A 23787-nucleotide genomic window follows, 5' to 3' on the forward strand; every position below is an offset into this window, starting at 1 on the left:
CGGACATCCGTGGGCGGGCCGGTGATGCGCAGTCGATAAGCGCTCATGGCTAGAAGTTTCCCACAATGAAGTCTTTGAAACGACCAAAAGCGGTCTTCATCGACCCACTCTTTTGTGCCACCTTGAAACCGCGCAGGCGCGCCAGGCGTGCCTCGTCAAGCAAACCCATGACTGTAGCCGACCGGGGCTGGGCCACCATGTCGGCCAAAGCGCTGGAATACTTAGGAATTCCGCGGCGCACGGGCTTGAGGAAAATGTCCTCGGCCAGCTCGACCATGCCGGGCATGACCGAACTGCCGCCCGTGATCACGATGCCCGACGACAGCACTTCCTCGTAGCCCGATTCGCGTATGACCTGCTGCACCAGCGAGAAGATTTCCTCGACGCGCGGCTCGATCACGCCGGCCAGCGCCTGCTTGCTGATCATGCGCGGGCTGCGGTCGCCCAGGCCGGGCACTTCAACCTGGCTGTCGGGGTCGGCCAGCAGCTGCTTGGCGTAGCCGCTTTCGACCTTGATGTCTTCGGCATCCTTGGTCGGCGTGCGCAACGCCATCGCGATGTCGCTGGTGATCAGGTCGCCCGCAATCGGTATCACGGCCGTGTGGCGGATCGCGCCGCCGGTGAAGATCGCGACGTCGGTCGTGCCCGCGCCGATGTCGACCACGGCCACGCCCAGCTCGCGCTCGTCGTCGGTCAGCACCGCCTGGCTCGAGGCCAGCGGATTGAGCAGCAGCTGCTCGACCTCGAGGCCGCAGCGGCGCACGCACTTGATGATGTTCTCGGCCGCGCTCTGCGCGCCGGTGACGATGTGGATCTTGGCTTCGAGGCGTATGCCGCTCATGCCAATGGGCTCCTTCACGTCCTGGCCGTCGATCACGAATTCCTGCGGCTCGACCAGCAACAGTCGCTGGTCCGAGGAAATATTGATCGCCTTGGCGGTCTCGACCACGCGCGCCACGTCGGTGGGCGTGACTTCCTTGTCCTTCACGGCGACCATGCCGCTGGAGTTGAGTCCGCGGATATGGCTGCCGGTGATGCCGGTGCACACGCGCTGGATCTTGCAGTCGGCCATCAGCTCGGCTTCCTTGAGCGCGAGCTGGATGCTCTGCACCGTGGCGTCGATGTTCACCACCACGCCGCGCTTGAGCCCGTTGCTCGGGGCCACACCCAGGCCCGCGAGCTTGAGTTCACCATTGGGCAGCACTTCGGCTACCACGGCCATGACCTTGGCTGTGCCAATGTCCAGCCCGACGACCACATCTTTGTATTCTCTTGCCATATCAGAGTCCGCCCTCAGTTGGTCCCGTCTTGTCGTTCTGTTGCATATGCCTTCCTTTCAGCGCCGGGCCGCAGCCGGCTTGGGCTGGGGTTTGGGACGGGGGGGAGGCAGCTTGCCCTGTACTGTGCTCACGCCATGCAGCCGCAGCGCATAGCCGTCTTCATAACGCAAATCCACGTATTCGAGTGCATCGGCCTTGCGCTGGTACTGCGTCGTCACGGTGGCCAGCGTGCGCGTGAAGCGCTGCACGCGCTGCAGCATCTGTTCCACCGTGCCGCCGCCGAGTTCCACCTGGGCCCCTTGGGCCAGGCGCGCCTTCCAGCTGCCGCGTTCGTTGAGCGTGAGCTCGTCGATTTCCAGCGACAGCGGCGCGAGCGCGGGCGCGAGCATGCGATACACCTGCAGCACCTGCTGCGAGCTGCCGCTAGGGCCCTGCAGCCGCGGAATGCCTTCGCGCTCGACTTCGCCGATGTTGGCCTCGAACACTTCGCCGAAGCTGTTGACCATTTCCGCGCCCGTGTCCGGCCCCCAGAACGCTTCGGCCACATGCTCGTGCAACTCGACGCGCAGGCTGTTGGGGTATTCGCGCCGCACCTGGGCTTCGCGCACCCATGGCACTTCCTCGAACGCCTCGCGCGCCGCGCGCAGGTCGATGGTGAAGAAGTTGCCCGTGAGGCTGGGCGCCACATTGGCGCGCAGCGTTACCGCGTTGTTGTGCACCAGCTCGCCTTCGACAATGATGCGGCTGATCGAAAACGCAGGATGGCGCACCACCCACCAGCTCGCCGCCGCCAGCAACAGCGCGGCGCAGCCCAGGAACAGGACCGTGGCGGTCACGTTCATGAGCTTGACGTCGAGCGGAGCGGGCAGCGTGCGCTTCATGGTCGGCCAGCGCCTCCATCGAGAGCGGCACTCGCAAGAATGCGCAGGCACAGGTCTTCGTAGCTGATGCCCGAAGCACGTGCCGCCATGGGCACCAGCGAGTGGCTGGTCATGCCGGGCGAGGTATTGATTTCGAGCAGGAACGGCTGGCGGTCGCTGGCGCGGATCATGATGTCGGCACGCGCCCAGCCGCGGCAGCCCAGCGTGCGGAACGCGCGCTCGACCAGGCGCTGGATTTCATGCTCCTCGGCCTCGGGCAGGCCGCTGGGGCAGTGGTACTGCGTGGTATCGGTGAAATACTTGTTCTGGTAGTCGTAGTTGCCTTCGGGCGCGACGATGCGGATCACGGGCAGTGCCTGGGCGCGGCCGGCATCGGCGCGGCCGGCATCGGCAGGCTGGCCCGCGCCTTCGAGCACCGGGCAGGTGGTCTCGTCGCCATCGATGAACTGCTCGCACAGCACTTCGGGGTCGTACTGCGACGCCAGTGCATAGGCCTGGGCGCATTCCTCGGCGCTCGTGACCTTGGTCAGGCCAATGGTCGAGCCTTCGCGCGCGGGCTTGACGATCATGGGCGCGCCCAGCACGGCCAGCGCCTGGCTGGTTTCCTCGGCGCTGGCGACCAGACGCCAGTCGGGTGTGGGCAGGCCTTCGAAGCGCCAGATGCGCTTGGTCATGATCTTGTCCATGGCGATGCTCGAAGCCATCACGCCCGGGCCCGTGTAGGGGATGTCGAGCAGTTCCAGCGCGCCCTGCACCGTGCCGTCTTCACCGAAGCGGCCGTGCAGCGCGATGAAGCAGCGCGCAAAGCCTTCTGCCTTGAGCGCCGACAGGTCGCGCTCGGCGGGATCGAACGCATGCGCGTCGACGCCGCGCGCGCGCAGCGCGGCCAGCACGCCGCTGCCCGACATCAGCGAGACTTCGCGCTCGGACGAGCGCCCGCCCATCAGCACCGCGACCTTGCCCAGTGCGCCCACATCGATATTCATATTCGCCTTCGCGTCCAATCCGCTCATATCCCGACCTTCTCTTCGACTGGCTGTTCAGCCTGATCCATCATCAGCACGACCTTGGCCGGCACCGTGCCTATCGAGCCCGCGCCCATGCACAGCACGACATCGCCGGCGCGCGCGTTGTCGACGATCGCCTGGGGCAGATCGCCGACGTTCTCGACGAACACCGGCTCCACGCGCCCGGCCACGCGCAGCGCGCGCGCCAGCGAGCGGCCGTCGGCCGCCACGATGGGCGCCTCGCCGGCCGCATAGACTTCGGTCAGCAGCACCAGATCGGCCGCGCCTATGACCTTGACGAAATCCTCGAAACAGTCGCGCGTGCGGCTGTAGCGGTGCGGCTGGAACGCGAGCACCAGGCGCTGGCCGGGAAACGCGCCGCGCGCCGCGGCCAGCGTCGCCGCCATTTCAACCGGATGGTGGCCGTAGTCGTCGATCACGGTGAAATGGCCGCCGTCGCGGCTGGGCAGCTCGCCATAGCGCTGGAAGCGCCGGCCCACGCCCTTGAAATTGAGCAGCGCGCGCAGCAGCGCGTCGTCGGCGATCTCGAGCTCCATCGCCACGGCCACGGCCGCGAGCGCATTGAGCACGTTGTGCTCGCCCGGCAGGCTCAGCACCACGTCGAGATCGGGGTAGCTGCCGTTGCCCGGCTGGCCTTCGCGGCGCACGGTGAAATGCATTTCGCCGCCGCGCGCCTGCACGTTGACGGCGCGCACCTGCGCGTCTTCGCTGAAGCCGTAGGTGGTCATGGGGCGCGCGACGCTGGTCAGAATGTCGCGCACCGCGGGGCTGTCCATGCAGAGAATGGCGCGGCCGTAGAACGGCATGCGGTGCAGGAACTCGACAAACGCGCTCTTGAGCCGGCCGAAGTCATGGCCGTAGGTTTCCATGTGATCGGCGTCGATGTTCGTGACCACGGCCATGCAGGGCAGCAGGTTCAGGAACGAGGCGTCCGACTCGTCGGCCTCGACGACGATGTAGTCGCCCTGGCCCAGCTGGGCATTCGCGCCCGCGCTGTTGAGCTTGCCGCCGATGACGAAGGTCGGGTCCAGCCCGGCTTCGGCCAGCACGCAGGTCACCAGGCTGGTGGTCGTGGTCTTGCCGTGGGCGCCCGCGATCGCGATGCCCTGCTTGAAGCGCATCAGCTCGGCCAGCATCAGCGCGCGCGGCACGACGGGAATTTTTCTGGCGCGCGCGGCCAGCACTTCGGGGTTGTCTGCCTGCACGGCCGTCGAGGTCACGACGACGTCCGCGCCGTCGATGTGCTTGGCCTCATGGCCCACGCAGGTGGTGATGCCCAGGCCCTTGAGGCGCTGCAGGCTCGGGCTGTCGACCAGGTCGGAGCCCGAAATATGGTAGCCAAGGTTCTTCAGGACCTCGGCGATGCCGCTCATTCCCGAGCCGCCGAGACCGACGAAATGGATGTGGTGGATGGCGTGTTTCATCGCGCCAACTCCTCGCACGCGCGCACCACCGCGGTGGTCGCCTCAATCTTTTGCATGTTCTTCGCTTGTTCTGCGCGCTCCAAAAGCGTGGAGCGCTGCATATTTTGTAGCATATTGGACAACATTTCCGCGCCCAGTTCTCCCTGGGGCAGCAACCATCCACCGCCGGCGTCAACTATGAAGCGCGCATTGGTGGTCTGGTGGTCGTCCACGGCCGACGGAAACGGCACATAGACCGCGGCCGCACCCACGGCGGCGATCTCGGTCACGGTGCTCGCGCCCGCGCGGCAGACGATCACATCGGCGTCGGCAAACGCCTGGGCGGTGTCGTCGATGAAGGGCGTGAGCGTCGCCTCCACGCCCGCGGCGGCGTAGTTTGCGCGCAACGCATCGATCTGCTTGGCGCCGCTCTGGTGCAGCACCTGCGGGCGCAAGTCGGCGGGAATCAGCGCCAGCGCCTGGGGCACGACATCATTGAGCACACGCGCGCCCAGGCTGCCGCCCACGACCAGCAGGCGCAGCGGGCCGCTGCGTCCCGCGAAGCGCGCGGCCGGCAGCGGCTGCGACGTGAACGCCGGGCGCAGCGGATTGCCCACCCATTGGCCCTTGGCAAAGACCTTGGGAAACGCCGTGAACACCCGGTCGGCAACGCCGGCAAGAACGCGGTTGGCCATGCCCGCGACCGAGTTCTGTTCATGCAGCACCAATGGCTTGCCGGCCAGCACGGCCATCATGCCGCCAGGAAAGCTGATGTAGCCGCCCAGGCCCACGACCACGTCGGGCTTGACGCGGCGCACCACGGCCAGCGCCTGCCAGAACGCCTTGAGCAGGCGCAGCGGCAGCAGCGCCAGCGTCACCACGCCTTTGCCGCGCACCCCGGAAAAGTCTATGGTCTCGAGCGTGAAGCCCTGGGCCGGCACCAGGCGCGACTCCATGCTGTCCGGCGCGCCCAGCCAGTGCACCTGCCAGCCGCGCTCGCGTAACGCCTGGGCCACGGCCAGGCCGGGGAAGATGTGGCCGCCGGTGCCGCCGGCCATGATCAATGCGGTCTTGCTCATGGATGTCCTCCGCGCATGAGTTCCTTGTTTTCGTAATCCACGCGCAACACCACGGCCAGCGCCACCAAATTCATCAGGATGGCCGACCCGCCGAAACTCATGAACGGCAGCGTCAGCCCCTTGGTCGGCAGCGCCCCGAGATTCACACCCATGTTGATGAAGGCCTGAAAGCCCACCCAGACGGCCACGCCCTGCGCGACCAGGCCGGAAAACACGCGGTCCAGCGCGACCGCGCGCCGGCCTATGTGCATGATGCGGCGCGTGATCCAGAGGAACATGATGATCAGCGTCAGCACGCCGATCAGGCCGAACTCCTCGCCGATCACGGCCAGCAGAAAGTCGGTATGCGCTTCGGGCAGCCAGTGCAGTTTCTCGACGCTGCGGCCCAGGCCGACGCCGAAGATCTCGCCGCGGCCGATGGCGATCAGCGCATGCGAGAGCTGGTAGCCCTTGCCCAGCGCGTGTTTCTCGTCCCAGGGGTTGAGGTAGGCGAAGATGCGCTCGCGCCGCCATTCGGAAAAGCCGATGATGATGACGAAGGCCACGACCACCAGGAACGCGATCAGGAAGAACATGCGCGCGTTCACGCCGCCCAGGAACAGGATGCCCATGGCGATCACCACGATCACCATGAACGCGCCCATGTCGGGCTCGGCCAGCAGCAGCACGCCGACCACCACCACGGCCGCGCCCATGGGCAGCACCGCGCGGAAGAAGCGCTCCTTGACGGCCATCTTGCGCACCATGTAGTCGGCCGCATAGATCAATACCGCGAACTTCGCGAGCTCCGACGGCTGGAAGTTCATGATGCCCAGCGACAGCCAGCGGCGCGCGCCGTTGACCACGGTGCCCACATGCGGAATCAGCACCGCGACCAGCAGGATCAGCGAGACCAGGAACAGCTTGCGCGCCATGCGCTCCCAGGTGACCATGGACACCTGGAAGGCCAGCAGCGCGCCGACAAACGCCATGCCGATGGACATGCTGTGGCGCAGCAGGAAATGGGTGGGTGCGATCTTGCCGAAGCGCGGGTTGTCGGGCATCGCGATCGACGCCGAATAGACCATCACGATGCTCCAGGCAAGAAGGCCTATCACCATCCAGATCAGCGCCTGGTCCAGGCCCAGCACGCTCGCCGGCGTGACCGTGGGGCGGCGGTACTGCGGCCCGCCCACGCGCACCGGCAGCACATCGACGGCCTTTTCCGAGATGCCGCCAAACCAGGCGGCCATGCGCTGCGAGATGGAAGCGGTGCTCACACCCAGCCCTCCAGGTCATGGCCGGCGTCGTGCGCCAGGCCTTCCACCGCCAGCACGAACTGGCGCGCGCGGTCTTCATAGTCCTTGAACATGTCGAAGCTCGCGCAGGCCGGCGACATCAGCACGGCCTCGCCGGGGCGCGCCTGCGCATGGGCCAGCGCCACGGCCTGGGCCATGGAGTCGGCCGCGAGCAGCGGCACGCCGCTGGCCTCGAGCGCCGCGCGAATCAGCGGCGCGTCGCGCCCTATCAGCACCACGGCGCGCGCATAGCGCGCCACGGGCGCGGCCAGCGGCGAGAAATCCTGGCCCTTGCCTTCGCCGCCCATGATGACCACCAGACGGCGGTCGGCGCCCAGGCCGGTGAGCGCCGCCACGGTCGCGCCGACATTCGTGCCCTTGCTGTCGTCAAAGAACTCGACTTCGCCGACCACGCCCACGGGCTCGACGCGGTGCGGCTCGCCGCGGTATTCGCGCAGGCCGTAGAGCATGGGGCCCAGGGCGCAGCCCGCGGCCGAGGCCAGGGCCAGCGCCGACAGCGCGTTGATGGCGTTGTGCCGCCCGCGTATGCGCAGCGCGTCAGCGGGCATCAGCCGCTGGAAATGCAGATCGTCCTGCGCCGCCTTGGCGCGCTTGCCGGTCTCGTCGGCTTCAAGCGCGCGCACCAGCCAGGCCATGCCGGCAACGACTTCGATGCCGAAGTCGCCGGCGCGGCGCGGCATGTCGCCGCCAAAGGTGACATGCTGGCGCTCCTGGGGGCGCTGCAGCTTGACGCGCGTGGGCGCGGGCAGCATCTGCATCACGACCGGGTCTTCGCGGTTGAGAATCATCAGGCCGTCGCCGAAAATCCGTGCCTTGGACGCGGCATAGGCTTCGACGCTGCCATGCCAGTCGAGATGGTCCTGGCTGATGTTGAGCACGGTCGCGGCCGTGGGCGAGAAGCCCGTCGCGGCATCGAGCTGGAAGCTCGAGAGTTCAAGCACCCAGGCCTGGGGCAGCGTGCAGTCATCGATATGGCCGGAAAGCGTGTCGAGCAGCGTGGGGCCGATGTTGCCGGCCACGGCCACGGTCTTGCCCGCATGCGCGAGCAGTTGGCCCGTGAGCGAGGTGACCGTGGTCTTGCCGTTGGTGCCGGTGATCGCCAGCACCGCGGGCTGGTAGCCATGGCCACGGGCCAGCGACTGCAGCGCCAGCGCAAACAGATCGAGCTCGCCGCCCTGGCGCAGGCCCTGGGCTTGCGCGGCCGCGAGCACGGGAGCGAGCTGCTCGGGGCTCAGGCCCGGCGAGCGGTAGACCGCGGCAAAGTTCTGGCCGTCGAGCAAAGCGGCATCGAACGCGCCGGCAACGAAGCGCACCTGGGGCAGCTCCTGCGCCAGAACCGCCAGCTGGGGCGGCGCCTGGCGTGTATCGGCCACGGTCACCTGCGCTCCCAGCCGCGCGCACCAGCGCGCCATCGCCAGGCCCGAGGCTCCCAGGCCCAGCACCAGCAGTTGCTGGCCGGCCAGCGGCAAGTCCTGTTCATCGGTCGCCTGCGGCCAGCCCGCGGGCACGGGCGGCAGTTCGGGCTGGGCTTCGGCTGGTGCGGCCTGCGCCGCCGCAGTGGCTTCGACCTCCACTGCGGGCGCGGCCACCTGCGCAAAGATCTGCGCGACAAACGCCGCCGCGTCTTCGGCCGCACGCAGGCTCGACAGCGGCGGCACGGGTGCTGCCGGCGCCGACAGCTCGGCTGCGGGCAGCGGCTCGGCCATCTCAGCGACCTCGGCCGGCAAGGGAGCGGCTGGTGCCGATTCGCCGGGCTCGACCGATGCGGGCAGCACGGGGTCTTCCTGCACCCGGGCTTCTTCAGGCGCGAGCACGGCATCGTCCGGCGCCAGGGCGTCGGTGGGCACAGGAGTGAGGTGGGGGGTATTCATCGCAGTTTCAGCGTCGACAGGCCGACCAGGCACAGCAGCATGGTGATGATCCAGAAACGCGTCACGACCTGCGTTTCCTTCCAGCCGCTCTTCTCGAAATGGTGGTGCAGCGGCGCCATCTTCAGCAGGCGCCGGCCCTGGCCGTAGCGCTTCTTGGTGTACTTGAACCAGACCACCTGCAGCATCACGGACACGGCTTCGGCAACGAAGATGCCGCCCATGATGGCCAGCACGATTTCCTGGCGCACGATCACCGCGATGGTGCCCAGCGCGCCGCCCAGCGCCAGCGCGCCCACGTCACCCATGAACACCTGGGCCGGGTGGGCGTTGAACCAGAGGAAGGCCAGTCCCGCGCCGGCCATGGCCGCGCAGAAGATCAGCAGCTCGCCCGAGCCGGCGATGTGCGGGAACAGCAGGTACTTGGCGAAGTTGACGCTGCCCGTGACATAGGCAAACACGCCCAGCGCCGAGCCGACCATGATCACCGGCATGATCGCCAGGCCGTCGAGACCGTCGGTCAGGTTGACCGCGTTGCTCGCGCCGACAATCACCAGATAGGTCATGATGACGAAGCCCAGCACGCCCAGCGGGTAGCTGACTTCCTTGAAGAACGGCACCAGCAGGCCGGCCTTGGATGGCAGGTCCATGGAGAAGCCCGACTGCACCCAGCGGATGAACAGCTCGAACACCTGCACGTTGCTGTTTTCGGAAATGCTGAACACCAGATACAGCGCGGCCAGCAGGCCTATCACCGACTGCCAGAAATACTTTTCGCCCGAACGCATGCCTTCGGGGTCCTTGTTGACGACCTTGCGCCAGTCATCGACCCAGCCGATGGCACCGAAGCCCAGCGTCACCAGCAGCACGATCCAGACAAAGCGGTTCGACAGCTCGAACCACAGCAGCGTGGAAATCGCGATCGACAGCAGGATCAGCACGCCGCCCATGGTGGGCGTGCCGCTCTTGGCCAGATGGGTCTCCATGCCGTAGCCACGGATGGGCTGGCCTATCTTCAGCGAGGCCAGCAGGCGGATCACGCGCGGGCCGGCCGCCAGGCCGATCACCAGCGCGGTCAGCGCGGCCATCACGGCGCGCAACGTCAGATATTGAAAAACGCGCAGGAAACCGAATTCCGGCGAAAGACCTTGCAACCATTGAAAAAGCATCAGCAGCATGCGGCCTCCGATGCTGCGCTGTCCGCACAGGCCGAAACCGCCTGCACCACCTGTTCCATCTTCATGAACCGAGATCCCTTGATCAACAGGCTGCCCACCGCGGGCAGCCCTTCGCGCACCGCTGCAAGCAGCGCTGCCATGTCTTCGAAATGCTGTGCCGCGGCGCCGCAGGCAGCGACCGCATGCGTGCTTTGCGCGCCCAGCGCCAGCAGCCGCTCCATGCCTTTTTCACGCGCATAGGCACCGGCTTCGGCGTGGAACTGCGGCCCCTGGTCGCCGACTTCGCCCATGTCGCCCATCACCAGCCAGCGCGGCGCGGGCAGCTCGGCCAGCACGTCGATCGCGGCGCGCATCGAGTCGGGGTTGGCGTTGTAGCTGTCATCGACCACCGTGACGTCGTGGCCTGCCACCCGCACGCTGAACGCGCGCGAACGGCCGGTCACGGGAACAAAGGCGTTCAGGCCCGCGGCGATCGCCGCCAGCGGCACGCCCGCGGCCAGCGCGCAGGCCGTGGCGGCCAGCGCATTGCGCACGTTGTGCCGGCCGGCGATCTGCAGCCGGGCATCAAAAGCGCCCGCCGGCGTGGCGATGCGCACCTGCCACGCGCCCTGCTCCCACTCTGCCCGCAGCGCATGCACCTGGGCACCGCTGGCCTGGTCGCCAAACAGCAGGCTGGCACGCGTTTGCGCCAGGCCTTGCCACAGCGGCGTGAATTCCTCGCCGGCCGGAAACACCGCCACGCCGTCGGCGGGCAGCGCCGCGAGCACGCTGCCGTTCTCCTCGGCCACGGCCTGCACGGTGTGCATGAACTCAAGGTGTTCGCGCTGGGCGTTGTTGACCAGCGCCACCGTGGGCCTGGCAATGCGCGCCAGCTCGGCGATTTCACCGGGATGGTTCATGCCCAGCTCGATCACCGCCAGACTGTGCGCGCCGTTCAGGCGCAGCAGCGTCAAGGGCACGCCAATGGCATTGTTGAAGTTGCCGCGCGTCGCCAGCGCCTGCTCGCCTGCCTGGGCCGACAGGATGGCGGCAATCATCTGCGTGACCGTGGTCTTGCCGTTGCTGCCGGTGACCGCGATCAGCGGCAAGGCGAACTGCGCGCGCCATTGCGCGGCGAGCACGCCCAGCGCGGCCAGGCTGTCATCGACTTCTATGCCCGGCAGGCCGGCTTCGGCCAGGCGGCCGGGATGGGCCAGGGCCGCGGCCGCGCCGCTGTCCCGGGCCTGGGCCAGAAAATCATTGGCGTCGAAACGCTCGCCCTTGAGGGCCACGAACAGATCGCCGGGCTGCAGGCTGCGGGTATCGGTATGCACGCGCGCAAGCAGGGTTTCGCCATCGCCGACGAGGCGGGCCTGGGGGATCTGGGACTGGATCAGGGCCAGCGCTTGGTTCAGGGTCATCATGACCGTTTCATTCCTTCTCGCGCCGACAGCGCCTTGCGCGCTTCGGCCATGTCGGAGAACGCGCGCTTGACGCCCGCGGTCTCCTGGTATTCCTCATGTCCCTTGCCGGCGATCAGCACCACGTCCTTGGCGCCGGCTTCGCCCAGCGCGTAGGCAATGGCGGCCGCGCGGTCGGACTCCGAATGCAGATTGGCGGACGGCGACATGCCGCCCAGGATCTGGGCAATGATCGCGTCGGGGTCTTCGCCGCGCGGATTGTCGCTGGTCACGACCACGCCGTCGGCATGGCGCTGGGCCATTTCGCCCATCAGCGGGCGCTTGCCCGCGTCGCGGTTGCCGCCGCAGCCGAAAACGCACCACAGCCGGCCGCCGCGCTGGCGCGCCGCAGGCCGCAAGGCCTTGAGCGCCTGCTCGAGCGCGTCGGGCGTATGGGCATAGTCGACGGCCACCAGCGGTTTGCCGGCTTCGGCGATCTGCTGCATGCGCCCGGGCACGGGCTCGAGCTGGTCGCAGGCGGCGACCGCCTGGTCCAGGCTCAGGCCCAGCGCGCGCAGCGCGGCAATCACGCCCAGCAGGTTGGCAACGTTGTACTGGCCCACCAGACGCGTCCTGAGCACATGGCTGTGCGCGTCCTCGATCACCGTGAACTGCAGGCCCTCGCGGCCCAGGCTGATGTCCTTGGCCTGCAGGCGCGCCGGGCCTTGCGTGGAGACGCTCCAGACATCAAGGTCGCGCGACTGCAGGCTGGCCCACAGGCGTGCGCCATGCGCGTCGTCGACATTGATGACCGCGGCCTCCAGGCCCGGCCAGTCGAACAAGGCCTTCTTGGCTTCCCAATAGGCCTGCATGTTCAGGTGGTAGTCGAGATGGTCCTGGGTGAAATTGGTGAAGATCGCCACGCGTATGCGCGTGCCCGCGAGCCGGTGCTCGGCCAGTCCAATGGACGAAGCCTCCATCGCGCAGGCGGCCACGCCCGCATCGACATATTCGCGCAGCACGCGCTGCAGGCGCACGGGATCGGGCGTGGTCAGGCCCGTGTCTTCGAGCCGCGGCGGCACGCCCACGCCCAGCGTGCCGACCATGGCGCAGCCCTGGCGGCCGTCGAAGCCGCGCTGCGCCAGCGCGTGCGCCAGCCACCAGGCGGTCGTGGTCTTGCCGTTGGTGCCGGTCACGGCCAGCACCTGCAGCTGCTCGCTGGGGCGGTCGTACCAGAGCGCCGCGATCTCGCCGCTCGCGGCCTTGAGACCGGGCACGGCAGCAATGCGCTCATCGGAAAAATCAAAGGCTTCGACGCCCTGGGCTTCGACCAGGCAGGCCGCGGCGCCGCGCGCCAGCGCCTGGGCCACATGCGCGCGGCCGTCGGTCGCTGCGCCGGGCCAGGCAATGAAGGCATCGCCCTTGGCGACCTGGCGGCTGTCGGTCTGCAGCCGTCCCGTGATGCGGCCGCGCAGCCATTGCACGGCCTCGGTCGCCGAAGTCAGTTGCACCATGCTCATAGCGACTCCTCCACCGGGTTGGCGACGATCTGCGGCACGACGGCCACGTCGGGCTGCACGCCCATCAGCCGCAGCGTCTGCTGCACGACTTCACTGAACACGGGCGCGGCGACCGTGCCGCCGTAGACGCTGCCCGTGGTGGGTTCGTCGACCATCACGGAAACAATCACGCGCGGCTTGTCTACGGGCGCCAGGCCCGTGAACCAGGCGCGGTACTTGCCGGCCGCATAGTTCTTGCCGACCTGCTTGCGCGCCGTGCCCGACTTGCCGCCCACCGAATAGCCCACGGTCTGGGCCTTCTGGCCGGTACCGCCGGGGCCGGCGGCCAGCGCCAGCATCTGGCGCACCTGGTTGGCCGTGCGTTCGGAGAAGATGGGCACGCCCACGGGCGGTTCGTCGCGCTTGAGCATGGTTGCGGGAATCACGCGGCCGTCGTTGGCGAACACCGTGTACGAACGCGTCATCTGCAGCAGACTGGCCGACAGACCGTAGCCGTACGACATCGTCGCCTGCTCCACCGGCCGCCAGGTCTTGTAGGGGCGCAGCCGGCCGCTGGCCGCGCCGGGGAAGGAAATCTGCGGCTTCTGGCCGAAGCCCACCGCGGAGAAGCCTTCCCACATCTGCTGCGCCGTGAGCTGCTGGGAAATCTTGGTCGTGCCGACGTTGCTTGACTTCTGGATCACGCCGGCGACCGTCAGCAGACCGTAGTTGTGCGTGTCGGAAATCGTCGAGCCGGTCACGTTGATACGTCCGGGCGTGGTGTCGATAGGCGTGTCGGGCTTGAACTTGCCGGTCTCCAGCGCGATGCCGACGGTGATGGGCTTCATCGTCGAGCCGGGCTCGAACACATCGGTGATCGCACGGTTGCGCAGCTGTTCGCCCGTCAGGTTCTTGCGCTTGTCGGGCACATAGCTGGGGTAGTTGGCCAGCGCCAGCAGCTCGCCGGTGCGCGCGTCCATGACCACCACGCTGCCGGCCTTGGCCTTGAATTTTTCGACCTGGTCGCGCAGCTTCTGGTAGGCGAAGTACTGCACCTTGCTGTCGATCGACAGCTGGATGTCCTGGCCGTCCATGGGCGGCACTTCCTCGCCCACGCCTTCGACGACCCGGCCCATGCGGTCCTTGATCACGCGGCGCGAACCGGCCTTGCCGCCGAGTTCCTTGTTGAACGCCAGCTCCATGCCTTCCTGGCCCTGGTCCTCGACGTTGGTGAAGCCGACGACGTGGGCCGCGGGTTCGCCTTCGGGGTACTGGCGCTTGTATTCCTTGCGCTGGTAGATGCCCTTGATGCCCAGCGCCTTGATCTGCTCGCCTATGTCCCAGTCGAGCTGGCGCTTGATCCAGACAAAGGTCTTGTCCTCGTCGGCGAGCTTGGCTTCAAGGGCCGCAGGCGTCATTTCGAGCAGCTTGGCGAGCTGCGGCATCTTGGCGCGGACTTCGGGATCTTCCTTGTCCACGTCTTCGGGAATGGCCCAGATGCTGGCCGCGGGGACGCTGGACGCCAGGATCAGGCCGTTGCGGTCGAGAATGCGACCGCGGTTGGCCGGCAGCTCCAGCGTGCGCGCGAAGCGCACCTCACCCTGGCGCTGGAAAAAGTCGTTGCCGAACACCTGGACATAGGCAGCGCGTGCGCCCAGACCGACAAAGCCCAGCGCCAGCATGGCGACGATCATCTTGCTGCGCCACAGCGGCGTCTTGCTCGCGAGCAAGGGGCTGGAGGTGTAGAGCACGCTGCGCGTCATTGCGCGGCCTCCGAGCGGGCGTTGTCCTGCACATACTGCGTGATGGCGGGCGTGGCCGGAAACATCTTGAGCTGATCGCGCGCCAGCACTTCGACGCGCTGGGGCGTGGCCTGGGCGCGCTTTTCGACTTCGAGGCGCTGGTTCTCGGTCGCGAGCCGGCGCGACTCGTTGATCGAGCGGTCGAGCTCGGTGAACAGCCGGCGCGACTCATACTGGGAATGCACCAGGAAAATGGCGCTGGCCATCACGGCCAGCAGCAGCACGAGGTTCAGACGCAGCATGGCCGGCCTTTCTGCGCGCGCACTGCCATGCCGACCGGCGCACCGGCAGGGCAAAGATGGCCGGGACGCGCGAGCAACTTCATGCGGGCACCTCGGTGCGCTGCGCCACGCGCATCACGGCAGAGCGCGAGCGCGGGTTGGCAGCGACTTCGGCGGCGCTGGGCTTGATGCGCTCGAGTCCGACCAGGCGCATGGGCACGGGCGGCGCGAACGGCGCGCGCCGGTCGAACACTTCCTTGGAATGCTTGGCGATGAACTGCTTGACGATGCGGTCCTCGAGCGAATGGAAGCTGATCACCACCAGCCGGCCGCCGGGCGCGAGCACGCGCAGGCTGGCTTCTAGCGCCTGCTCAAGCTCCTGCAATTCGGCATTGATGAAAATCCGAAGAGCCTGAAATGTGCGGGTGGCGGGGTTCTGGCCCGCCTCACGCGTGCGGACGGCGCCAGCCACGAGCTCGGTAAGCTCGCCGGTGGTTGCGATAGGGCCTTTTTCCTCGCGCCGCGCAACAATCGCCTTTGCAATAGGCCCAGCAAACCGTTCTTCGCCATAGTCACGTATCACCTCCGCAATCTGCTGCATTTCCGCATCGGCCAGCCATTCGGCCACGCTCTGGCCACGCGTGGTGTCCATGCGCATGTCGAGCGGCGCGTCGAAACGGAAACTGAAGCCGCGCTCGGGCGTGTCGATCTGGGGCGAGCTCACGCCCAGATCCATCAGCACGCCTTGCACGCTGGCGGTGGGCAGATCAGCCAGATGGCTGAAGCCCTCGTGTTGAATGGAAAAACGCGCATCGGTGATGCGCGCAGCTTCCTGGATGGCCTCGGGGTCCTTGTCGAAGGCCCTGAGCCGGCCTTCGGGCCCCAATCGCTCGAGGATGAGCCGGGAGTGGCCCCCTCGTCCGAAGGTCCCGTCGACAAACTCGCCCGCGGGTGACTCGCCGGCTGCGCCCAGCAGGGCATCTACCGCTTCATCGAGCAGTACCGTAATGTGTTGGAGGGGCTGGTTCAATCGCACGCCCTTTTTTAGAAAGCAAAATCCTGGAAAACGTCGGGCATCTGGGCCTGCATGGCCTGTGCCTCCTGGGCGTCATAAGTGGCTTTGTCCCAAAGCTCGAAGTGGTTGCCCATTCCCAACAGCACGGCGTCCCGCGTCAGGCCCACGGCCTGGCGCAGCTCGGGCGAGATCAGCACGCGGCCGGTCCCGTCCATGTCGACGTCCATGGCGTTGCCCAGGAAAATCCGCTTCCACCATTGCGCGGACATCGGCAGCTGGGCGATGCGGTCGCGAAACAGCAGCCATTGCGGCCGGGGGAACAGCATGAGACAGCCATGGGGATGCTTGGTGATCGTGACCTGCCCTTGGGCCATCTCGTTCAAGGCGTCACGATGCCGGGTCGGCACGGAAAGCCGACCCTTCGCGTCGAGACTGAGCGAAGAGGCCCCTTGAAACATGAATTGCCCTTGACTGGCTGCCGCCGTTCACCGCCTAAAACCGCCGGGAACGGCAAGTTTCACCACTTAATTGCACTTTTTTCCACTGTAGCAGCAAATCATGAACAGGCCACAGGGGGTGTGACAATTATTTGCAATGAAATCAAGGACTTAGAACGCAATCGAAACCTGCTTTTAGGCAAAAACTCCTTGCCCCATAAGCACTTACTCAATTCACTGCATGTGAAACCTGAGCCGCCTCCGGTATGCAGATGCACACACGAAGTGCGGTCAGGCGTATACAAGCGTTAACGCCACTAGGCCTTTCGCCCAGCAAACGTTACAGAATGAAACGGGAGAGATCTTCGTCCTGGCTCAGCGTTTCCAGGCGTGCATCGACATAGGCGGCGTCGACAGTGATGGTCTGGCCCGAGAGCTTGACCGCGTCGAAACTGATCTCGTCGAGCAGCCTTTCCATGACGGTCGACAGCCGGCGCGCGCCGATGTTCTCGGTGCTCTCGTTGACATGGAACGCGGTGTGCGCCAGCCGCGTGATGCCCTCGGGCGTGAACTCCAGCGTCACGCCTTCGGTGGCCAGCAGCGCCTGGTACTGCTTGACCAGCGACGCATGGGTCTGCGTCAGGATGGCCTCGAAATCCTGCACCGACAGCGATTCGAGCTCGACGCGGATGGGAAAACGCCCCTGCAGCTCGGGGATCAGGTCGCTGGGCTTAGACAGATGGAACGCGCCCGAAGCGATGAACAGGATGTGGTCGGTCTTGACCATGCCGTACTTGGTCGAGACCGTCGTGCCCTCGACCAGCGGCAGCAGATCGCGCTGCACGCCCTGGCGCGAGACGTCGGAGCCGCTGGTTTCCTGGCGCGTCGCGACCTTGTCGATCTCGTCGATGAAGACAATGCCGTTCTGCTCGGCATTGGCGATCGCGCGGGTCCGGATGTCTTCCTCGTTGACCATCTTGCCGGCTTCCTCATCGGTCAGCAGCTTGAGCGCTTCGGCAATCTTGATCTTGCGCGTGTGGCGCCGCTCCTGGCCCATCTGGCTGAACATGCCGCGCAGCTGCTCGGCCATCTCTTCCATGCCCTGCGGGCCCATGATCTCGAGCTGCGGCCGCGAGTCGGCGAGGTCGATCTCGATTTCCTTGTCGTCGAGCTGGCCTTCGCGCAGCTTCTTGCGAAACACCTGGCGCGCCGTGCTGTCTACCGGCGCATCGCCGGTGCGCGCCTGGGGCAGCAGCACATCGAGGATGCGGTCCTCGGCCGCGTCTTCGGCGCGCGCGCGCAGCTTGCGGATTTCCCATTCACGCGTCTGCTTCACGGCGATTTCGGCCAGATCGCGAATGATCGCGTCGACGTCCTTGCCGACATAGCCGACTTCGGTGAATTTCGTCGCTTCGACCTTGATGAACGGCGCATCGGCAAGCCGCGCCAGGCGGCGCGCGATTTCGGTCTTGCCGACGCCGGTCGGGCCGATCATCAGAATGTTCTTGGGCGTGATTTCCTGGCGCAGGTCGCCTTCGACCTGCTGGCGGCGCCAGCGGTTGCGCAGCGCGATCGCCACGGCGCGCTTGGCACCTTGCTGACCGACGATGTGGTTGTCGAGTTCGGAAACGATTTCCTGGGGAGTCATTGACATGGTGTTCTCGGTTCAATCGGCCTGCGGCGCTTCATTGCCAGCGCGGCAGGCAAGCAGATCAAAGGGTTTCAATCGTGTGGTGCATGTTCGTGTAGATGCACAGCTCGCCCGCGATCTCTAGCGACTTCTTGACGATCTCCGCCGCGCCCAGGTCGGTATTGGTCAGCAGCGCCTTGGCGGCCGAATGCGCATAGGCGCCGCCAGACCCGATGGCCACGATGCCCTGCTCGGGCTCGAGCACGTCGCCATTGCCGGTGATGATCAGCGAGGCGCTCTTGTCGGCCACGGCCAGCATGGCTTCGAGGCGGCGCAGCACGCGGTCGGTGCGCCAGTCCTTGGTGAGCTCGATGGCCGCGCGCGTCAGATTGCCCTGGTGCTTCTCGAGCTTGGCCTCGAAGCGCTCGAACAGCGTGAAGGCATCGGCCGTGGCGCCCGCAAAACCCGCGAGCACGGTGCCGTGATAGAGGCGGCGCACCTTGCGCGCCGTGCCCTTGACCACGATGTTGCCCAGGGTGACCTGGCCGTCGCCGCCAATGGCGACCTGAATGCCGTCCGCCGTCTGGCGACGGACGCTGATGATGGTGGTGCCGTGATACTGTTCCATAGCGTTGCCAGTTGGGGGTGGATGCGCGGATTGCAAGCCCGGCCGCGCGTCGCGGCACTCAATCGTCGCGCGTATGCAGCTGGGCGTGGTCGCTGACGCCGATCATGCCGAAGAACACCGCCACCAGATGGTGCACGCGTTCAAAATGCAGCTCGATTCCCTGGGCCTGCATTTGCGCCGACCAGTTGAGCACCGACCCCGCGGCCGCGAAATCCAGGCGTATCAGCTCGGAGCAGTCGACGACCAGCGGGCGACCGGGCAGCGCCTGGCTCTCCAGCGCCGCGAGCCAGGGCGTGGCATCGCTTTCAATGCAACCGACCAGACCGCCGCCGACCGGGACCTCCGCCAACGGCTCGGGGGCCGCAGGGACTTGCTCGAGCGCGTCGAGGTAGGTGCTGCGCGGCTGCGTCCATGACGGCGGCGAAACTTCGTAGGTCACGCAGTAGTCGAGCGCAACCTGCTCGAACCCGTCGTGCTGCTCCATGAGCCGCAGCATCGCCATGCGCAGCCGCCAGCCGTCCTCGGACGCTGCGCGCTCGCCGCACACGGTCAATGCCTGCAGTCGCCGCTCCAGCACCTGGGCATCGAGAAAAATGATCTGGCCCGGCGTCTGCGCCCACTCTTCGACCAGACGCTCCAACGGCACCAATGCGTCGGCATCGATGCGCTCCAGCGCGGCCCACACCAGGGTCCAGGGCGCGGCGGCCGCGGCCTTGGCGCGCTGCAGCGCGGCGACCGACTGGCGCGTGAGCTGCGCCGGCGCGGCCCAGCGCCATGCACGCGCGCCCGTGCCGGCCGCCACAGCGCCGGGCTGCACCCAGCTGCAACGCGCGGACAGCGCAAACCACAGCGGCGCGGAACGCCCGAAACGCGCGGCGAAATCGATGGCCCGCTCTTCAAAGCGCTCGGCCATGCCCGCGGCGCGGTACAAGTCGAACAAGGCCTGCCACACGGGCTGCTGCAGCGCGGGCTGGGCCGCACGCTGCGCGAGCAAGGCCAGCAGCGCGGCTTCGGCCCCCATGGCGTCCCCGTTCGCAAACGCAATCGCCGCGGCTTCGAACTCGGGGTCATGCACGAAGACCGGCCTGGGGAGGGCGTCCGGCGGCGCGGCGCGGTTCCATGCAGGCGGGTCAAGGGGTTCGGTCGCGGGAAAATTCGTCGTCAGCGCCGGGCGTTCGGATTCGCCGGCCGCAGCGGCGGGCGGCACGGGCGCGTGCGCATGCCAGTCCAGCGGCGCGGTCAGCGCGAAACCGGGCTGCGCGGCGCCTGCGTCGAGCGCAGCGCCGTACGGCACATCGGCTGTCGCGGGGACATGCACCGAATCGGCCTGGGGAAAGGATGAAAGAAGATACATGGGCAGCGTCGACGCATCGGCCGGCTGCTTGTTGCGCCACCATTGCTGGGACATCTGCTCTTCGATGGCATCGATCTTCTGCAGCATGACTGCTCGCGTGTCGGGCGAGGCGATGTTGCCTTGCAGGCTGGTCGACGGGCCTGCGCTTTCGCTCAGGACTTCGACACCGCTGGCGGACTGCGCCTCTTGCTGGCGCAGTTTGCGCAGTTGCTCGAATTCACGCTGGCGCACGAAATCATTGCGGCGCTTGCGTTCCAGCGTCTGCCGCAGCAACTGCTTGTCGGCCTGCTCCGACGGCGCATCCGCCTGCGCGCCCAGCTCCGACCAATGCAGCGTGGGGTGGCGCACAAAGCGAGCCACCTTGGAAAAAAGGCCACCGGGCTTGCCGTCATCCGTACTCATAGAGGGTCAGCGTAGCGCAAGTGGCCTGGGGCGTGGAAACGAATGTCCCTCAGTCCCCGAACATCTTCTGCTTGAGCTCGCGGCGCTGCTGGGCTTCGAGCGACAGCGTGGCCGTGGGACGGGCCAGCAGGCGGCCGACACCGATGGGCTCGCCGGTCTCGTCGCAGTAGCCGTAATCGCCAGCGTCGATGCGGGTGATCGACTGTTCGATCTTCTTGAGCAGCTTGCGTTCGCGGTCACGCGTGCGCAGTTCGAGCGCATGCTCTTCCTCGATGGTCGCGCGGTCGGCGGGATCGGGAACGACAACGGTGTCTTCGCGCAGGTTTTCGGCTGTCTCACCGGCGTTGTTGTGCATGTCCTGCTTGAGCAACACGAGCTTGTGGCGGAAAAACGCCATCTGCTTGTCGTTCATGTACTCTTCTTCGGGCATGGCCAGGACTTCAGCGTCGGTCAGCTCTTCCGCAGATTTGGTCTTCCAGTTGTTTGCCAATTGAGGATCTTTCTTTGCAGCAATCAATGAAGGCGCTTGCATGGTTGTGGGCATGGTGTTGATGTAGCTGGCTTTGGCGGCATCGAAGGCTGCGGCCGCGGCCATGGAGGGTACGGTCAATTGGGTCAACCGAGCGGATGGACGGGTGCTGCGAGCGAGGCCGCCGGCAGCAACGGTCGAAGGAGGCACAGAAGGGGCCGTGGCTTGGGGCTCGGGCACGTTCGCGACCTGGGTAGCGGTCTTGGCAGATACTTTCGCTGCAGCTTTTTTGGCGGCAGCGGGTTTGGCAACTGCGTTCACTTTGCGGGTTTCAGCATTCACTTCCAGTCTCCTCTCGGTACGCCCAGCCCCTGGCAGGGGAACAAGTCCCAGGGGGGACTCGCCATCCGGGTTCTCTTTAGGGGCGCGATTGTATCGACCACAAGCGAAAGCCAACGAACCGTTGCATATAACCCACATACGGGTAATCCACAGAACGCCGGCTTTTGCCCTCAAATCCCGTCAAAAAAAGGCATTTTCCTACAAAATAAATCTGCCAGCTTGAGCGAAAACAACCAGACGAGTGTCAGACCAGACACTGGTCCAGGCCCGAGCGCAGGATGTCCTGCGGCAGGTCGATGCCGATGAAAACCATCTTGCTCTGGCGCTTTTCGGCAGCGTCCCAGGCCGGGCCCAGATCGCTGCCCATCAGCTGGTGCACGCCCTGGAAAATCACCTTGCGTTCCGTACCCTGCATGTTCAGCACGCCCTTGTAGCGCAGCATCTTGGGGCCGTAGATATTGACGATGGCGCCCAGGAAATCCTCGAGCTTCGCCGGATCGAACGCACGGTCGGCACGGTAGACGAAGCTCTTCACGTCGTCATCGTGGTGGTGGTGGTGCACGTGATTGCAGGCTTCGCCGGGCGCGTGGTCATGGCCCGCGTGGGCGTCATGGCCGTGGTCGTCGTGCGCGCAATGGCCGTGGTCGTGGTCGCAGTCGCCGTGATCCGCGTGGTCATGCGCGTGATCGTGGGCATGGCCTTCGTCTTCCTTGAGGAAGTCGGGGTCGATGTCGAGCTTGGCGTTGAGGTTGAAGCCGCGCAGGTCCAGCACCTGGCTCAGCGGCACGGCGCCGAAATGCACGGCCTGGATGGGAGCGCGCGGATTCATGTGCTTGAGGCGGTGGATCAGCGCCTGCTGCTCGTCGTCGCTGACCAGATCGGTCTTGGACAGGAAGATCTGGTCGGCAAAGCCCACCTGGCGGCGCGCTTCCTGGCGTGTGTCGAGCTGCTGGCCCGCATGCTTGGCGTCGACCAGCGTGATGATGGAGTCGATCAGGTAGGACTCGGCGACTTCGTCGTCCATGAAGAAGGTCTGGGCCACGGGGCCGGGGTCGGCAACACCCGTGGTCTCGATGATGATGCGGTCGAACTCGACCATGCCCTTGCGGCGCTTGGCGGCCAGCAGCTGCAGCGTCTCGCGCAGATCCTCACGGATGGTGCAGCAGATGCAGCCGTTGCTCATCTGCACGATCTGTTCCTTGGACTCCGTCTTGAGGATGTCGGAATCGATGTTTTCTTCACCGAACTCGTTTTCGATCACGGCGATCTTCTGGCCATGGGCTTCGCTCAGCACGCGCTTGAGCAACGTGGTCTTGCCCGAGCCGAGAAAGCCCGTGAGGATGGTGACAGGAATGAGAGACATGGAATCGCCTAGAAAGTAAATGCTCAACGCGCGCCGGACACAGGCGCCTGCGCGTCCCAACGGACCGCAGGCCCTGCCTGAAACAGGGAATGTGGGGAGTTTAGCGGCGGTTTCAAGGGCTGCCCCGGCCCGCCTGGCGCAAGCCCGTGCGCGATGCCGACGTCCCATCTTCTCCTGCAGCGCGGTGAGCGGGTGCTAGCGCCCCGGGTCTATCAGCTGGCGCAGCGCATCGCTCCACAGCGCATGGGCGGGCCCGGTGGCGGTGTGGCCGTACGGCGTCTGCATCTCCACATAGCGCAGCGCCCCCGCCACCCCCGCGAGGTCGGAAGTGTGGCTGGCGCTGGGCGGAAACAGCGTGTCCGTGCTGGCAATGACATGCAGCACATCGGCGCGGATCTGCGCCAGGCGGGCGCGCACATCGAAAGCCAGCCCGGCCTTGAGCAGCACCACCAGCGCACCCGGATCGAACTCGCGCGCCCAGCCGTCGGCCATGGCATCGATGCGCTGCGCGCGCGCCGCCGCATCCAGCCCCTGGTCCTGCAGCACGGCGTCCATTCCGTAGGTCATCAGGGTCTGGGTGCGCAGCGCATGCAGCGTGGCATGCATCTGCCCTGGCTGCGGGTAGGCGCCGGCGCGCCAGGCGGGGTCGGCGCCCAGTTGCGCCTCGAGCACGTCGAGGTCGGTGTACGCATTGCGCGCAAAGAACGGCCCCGAGGCAATGACGCCGATGGCGTCGACCATGTCGGCGTGGTCCACGGCCCATTGCAGCGCCTGGAAACCGCCATACGACGGGCCGACGACGGCGCGCAGGTGGCGCACGCCCAGGCGCTCGAGCAGCCGGCGCTGCACGCCCACGATGTCGGCAAAGCTGATGTCGGGAAAATCGTAGCCGTACGGCCTGCCGCTGCGCGGGTCGATGCTGGCCGGCCCGGTGGTGCCGTAGCTCGACCCGAGGATGTTCGAGCAGACGACGAAGAAGCGATCGGTGTCCAGCGGCTTGCCCGGCCCGATCAACGGCGCCCAGGAGCCTTCGGCCACGCCCGTGCCATGCGCGAGCATCTGATGGCTGGCGGTATAGCCGTGGGTGGCCAGGATGGCGTTGCGCCCGTCCGGCGCCAGGCGGCCATAGGTCGCGTAGGCCACCGTGACTTCGGGAAGCTCCACGCCGCTGTGCAATGCATAAGGCCCGATGGACAGGCGCGCGTCGGGTTCACGGGAAGAATGGTTCATG

At 66.5% G+C, this 23787-nt stretch carries 20 protein-coding genes; all 20 read right to left on the bottom strand.

What is annotated here, in order from left to right:
- Nucleotides 1-49 precede the first annotated feature (49 nt).
- Complete coding sequence (ftsA, locus tag ACSVDO_RS18185; protein ID WP_159913287.1) at nt 50-1279, bottom strand: cell division protein FtsA; 1230 nt, start codon at nt 1277-1279, stop codon at nt 50-52.
- 57 nt (nt 1280-1336) lie between these two features.
- A complete protein-coding gene (locus ACSVDO_RS18190; protein WP_489593838.1) occupies nt 1337-2161 on the bottom strand; it encodes a cell division protein FtsQ/DivIB in 825 nt (274 codons plus the stop codon).
- Nucleotides 2158-3174: a D-alanine--D-alanine ligase gene (locus ACSVDO_RS18195; RefSeq protein WP_332540046.1), complete on the bottom strand. Its 1017-nt coding sequence runs from the start codon at nt 3172-3174 to the stop codon at nt 2158-2160. Before ACSVDO_RS18195 ends, ACSVDO_RS18190 begins: the two co-directional genes overlap by 4 nt.
- Entirely contained in the window at nt 3171-4613 is a 1443-nt protein-coding gene (gene murC, locus ACSVDO_RS18200; RefSeq protein WP_332540045.1) for a UDP-N-acetylmuramate--L-alanine ligase, read from the bottom strand. Before murC ends, ACSVDO_RS18195 begins: the two co-directional genes overlap by 4 nt.
- Nucleotides 4610-5671 carry an undecaprenyldiphospho-muramoylpentapeptide beta-N-acetylglucosaminyltransferase gene (gene murG, locus ACSVDO_RS18205; RefSeq protein ID WP_489593841.1) on the bottom strand — a complete coding sequence of 354 codons (1062 nt, stop codon included), beginning with the start codon at nt 5669-5671 and terminating at the stop codon, nt 4610-4612. The genes murC and murG overlap by 4 nt, the downstream gene beginning before the upstream one ends.
- On the bottom strand, nt 5668-6903 hold the full coding sequence (ftsW, locus tag ACSVDO_RS18210; protein ID WP_332548812.1) for a putative lipid II flippase FtsW: 1236 nt from the start codon (nt 6901-6903) through the stop codon (nt 5668-5670). Before ftsW ends, murG begins: the two co-directional genes overlap by 4 nt.
- Before the next feature lie 23 nt (nt 6904-6926).
- Nucleotides 6927-8840: a UDP-N-acetylmuramoyl-L-alanine--D-glutamate ligase gene (gene murD, locus ACSVDO_RS18215; RefSeq protein WP_489593842.1), complete on the bottom strand. Its 1914-nt coding sequence runs from the start codon at nt 8838-8840 to the stop codon at nt 6927-6929.
- Nucleotides 8837-10015: a phospho-N-acetylmuramoyl-pentapeptide-transferase gene (mraY, locus tag ACSVDO_RS18220; protein ID WP_332539182.1), complete on the bottom strand. Its 1179-nt coding sequence runs from the start codon at nt 10013-10015 to the stop codon at nt 8837-8839. Before mraY ends, murD begins: the two co-directional genes overlap by 4 nt.
- On the bottom strand, nt 10006-11418 hold the full coding sequence (locus tag ACSVDO_RS18225; RefSeq protein WP_489593844.1) for a UDP-N-acetylmuramoyl-tripeptide--D-alanyl-D-alanine ligase: 1413 nt from the start codon (nt 11416-11418) through the stop codon (nt 10006-10008). The genes mraY and ACSVDO_RS18225 overlap by 10 nt, the downstream gene beginning before the upstream one ends.
- Entirely contained in the window at nt 11415-12914 is a 1500-nt protein-coding gene (locus tag ACSVDO_RS18230) for a UDP-N-acetylmuramoyl-L-alanyl-D-glutamate--2,6-diaminopimelate ligase (protein ID WP_332539184.1), read from the bottom strand. Before ACSVDO_RS18230 ends, ACSVDO_RS18225 begins: the two co-directional genes overlap by 4 nt.
- Entirely contained in the window at nt 12911-14656 is a 1746-nt protein-coding gene (locus ACSVDO_RS18235) for a peptidoglycan D,D-transpeptidase FtsI family protein (protein WP_332539185.1), read from the bottom strand. Before ACSVDO_RS18235 ends, ACSVDO_RS18230 begins: the two co-directional genes overlap by 4 nt.
- Nucleotides 14653-14937, bottom strand: a complete 285-nt coding sequence (gene ftsL / locus ACSVDO_RS18240) for a cell division protein FtsL (protein WP_332539187.1) — start codon at nt 14935-14937, stop codon at nt 14653-14655. Before ftsL ends, ACSVDO_RS18235 begins: the two co-directional genes overlap by 4 nt.
- A 79-nt stretch (nt 14938-15016) precedes the next feature.
- Nucleotides 15017-15946, bottom strand: a complete 930-nt coding sequence (gene rsmH, locus ACSVDO_RS18245; RefSeq protein WP_332539188.1) for a 16S rRNA (cytosine(1402)-N(4))-methyltransferase RsmH — start codon at nt 15944-15946, stop codon at nt 15017-15019.
- 14 nt (nt 15947-15960) lie between these two features.
- Nucleotides 15961-16389 carry a division/cell wall cluster transcriptional repressor MraZ gene (gene mraZ / locus ACSVDO_RS18250; protein WP_332539189.1) on the bottom strand — a complete coding sequence of 143 codons (429 nt, stop codon included), beginning with the start codon at nt 16387-16389 and terminating at the stop codon, nt 15961-15963.
- A gap of 319 nt (nt 16390-16708) precedes the next feature.
- Complete coding sequence (gene hslU, locus ACSVDO_RS18255; RefSeq protein ID WP_489593848.1) at nt 16709-18022, bottom strand: ATP-dependent protease ATPase subunit HslU; 1314 nt, start codon at nt 18020-18022, stop codon at nt 16709-16711.
- 58 nt (nt 18023-18080) lie between these two features.
- Nucleotides 18081-18626 (bottom strand): ATP-dependent protease subunit HslV, encoded by a 546-nt coding sequence (gene hslV, locus ACSVDO_RS18260; RefSeq protein ID WP_332549571.1) that lies wholly within the window; start codon nt 18624-18626, stop codon nt 18081-18083.
- A 58-nt stretch (nt 18627-18684) separates the two neighbouring features.
- On the bottom strand, nt 18685-20382 hold the full coding sequence (locus ACSVDO_RS18265) for an STAS domain-containing protein (protein ID WP_489593850.1): 1698 nt from the start codon (nt 20380-20382) through the stop codon (nt 18685-18687).
- Nucleotides 20383-20431: 49 nt separating this feature from the next.
- Nucleotides 20432-21061: an RNA polymerase-binding protein DksA gene (dksA, locus tag ACSVDO_RS18270; protein ID WP_442881534.1), complete on the bottom strand. Its 630-nt coding sequence runs from the start codon at nt 21059-21061 to the stop codon at nt 20432-20434.
- A 376-nt stretch (nt 21062-21437) separates the two neighbouring features.
- On the bottom strand, nt 21438-22556 hold the full coding sequence (locus tag ACSVDO_RS18275) for a CobW family GTP-binding protein (protein WP_489593852.1): 1119 nt from the start codon (nt 22554-22556) through the stop codon (nt 21438-21440).
- A gap of 195 nt (nt 22557-22751) precedes the next feature.
- Nucleotides 22752-23786 (bottom strand): alpha/beta fold hydrolase, encoded by a 1035-nt coding sequence (locus ACSVDO_RS18280; RefSeq protein ID WP_489593854.1) that lies wholly within the window; start codon nt 23784-23786, stop codon nt 22752-22754.
- Nucleotide 23787: the final 1 nt, after the last annotated feature.

Source organism: Comamonas sp. DB36, assembly GCF_057914905.1.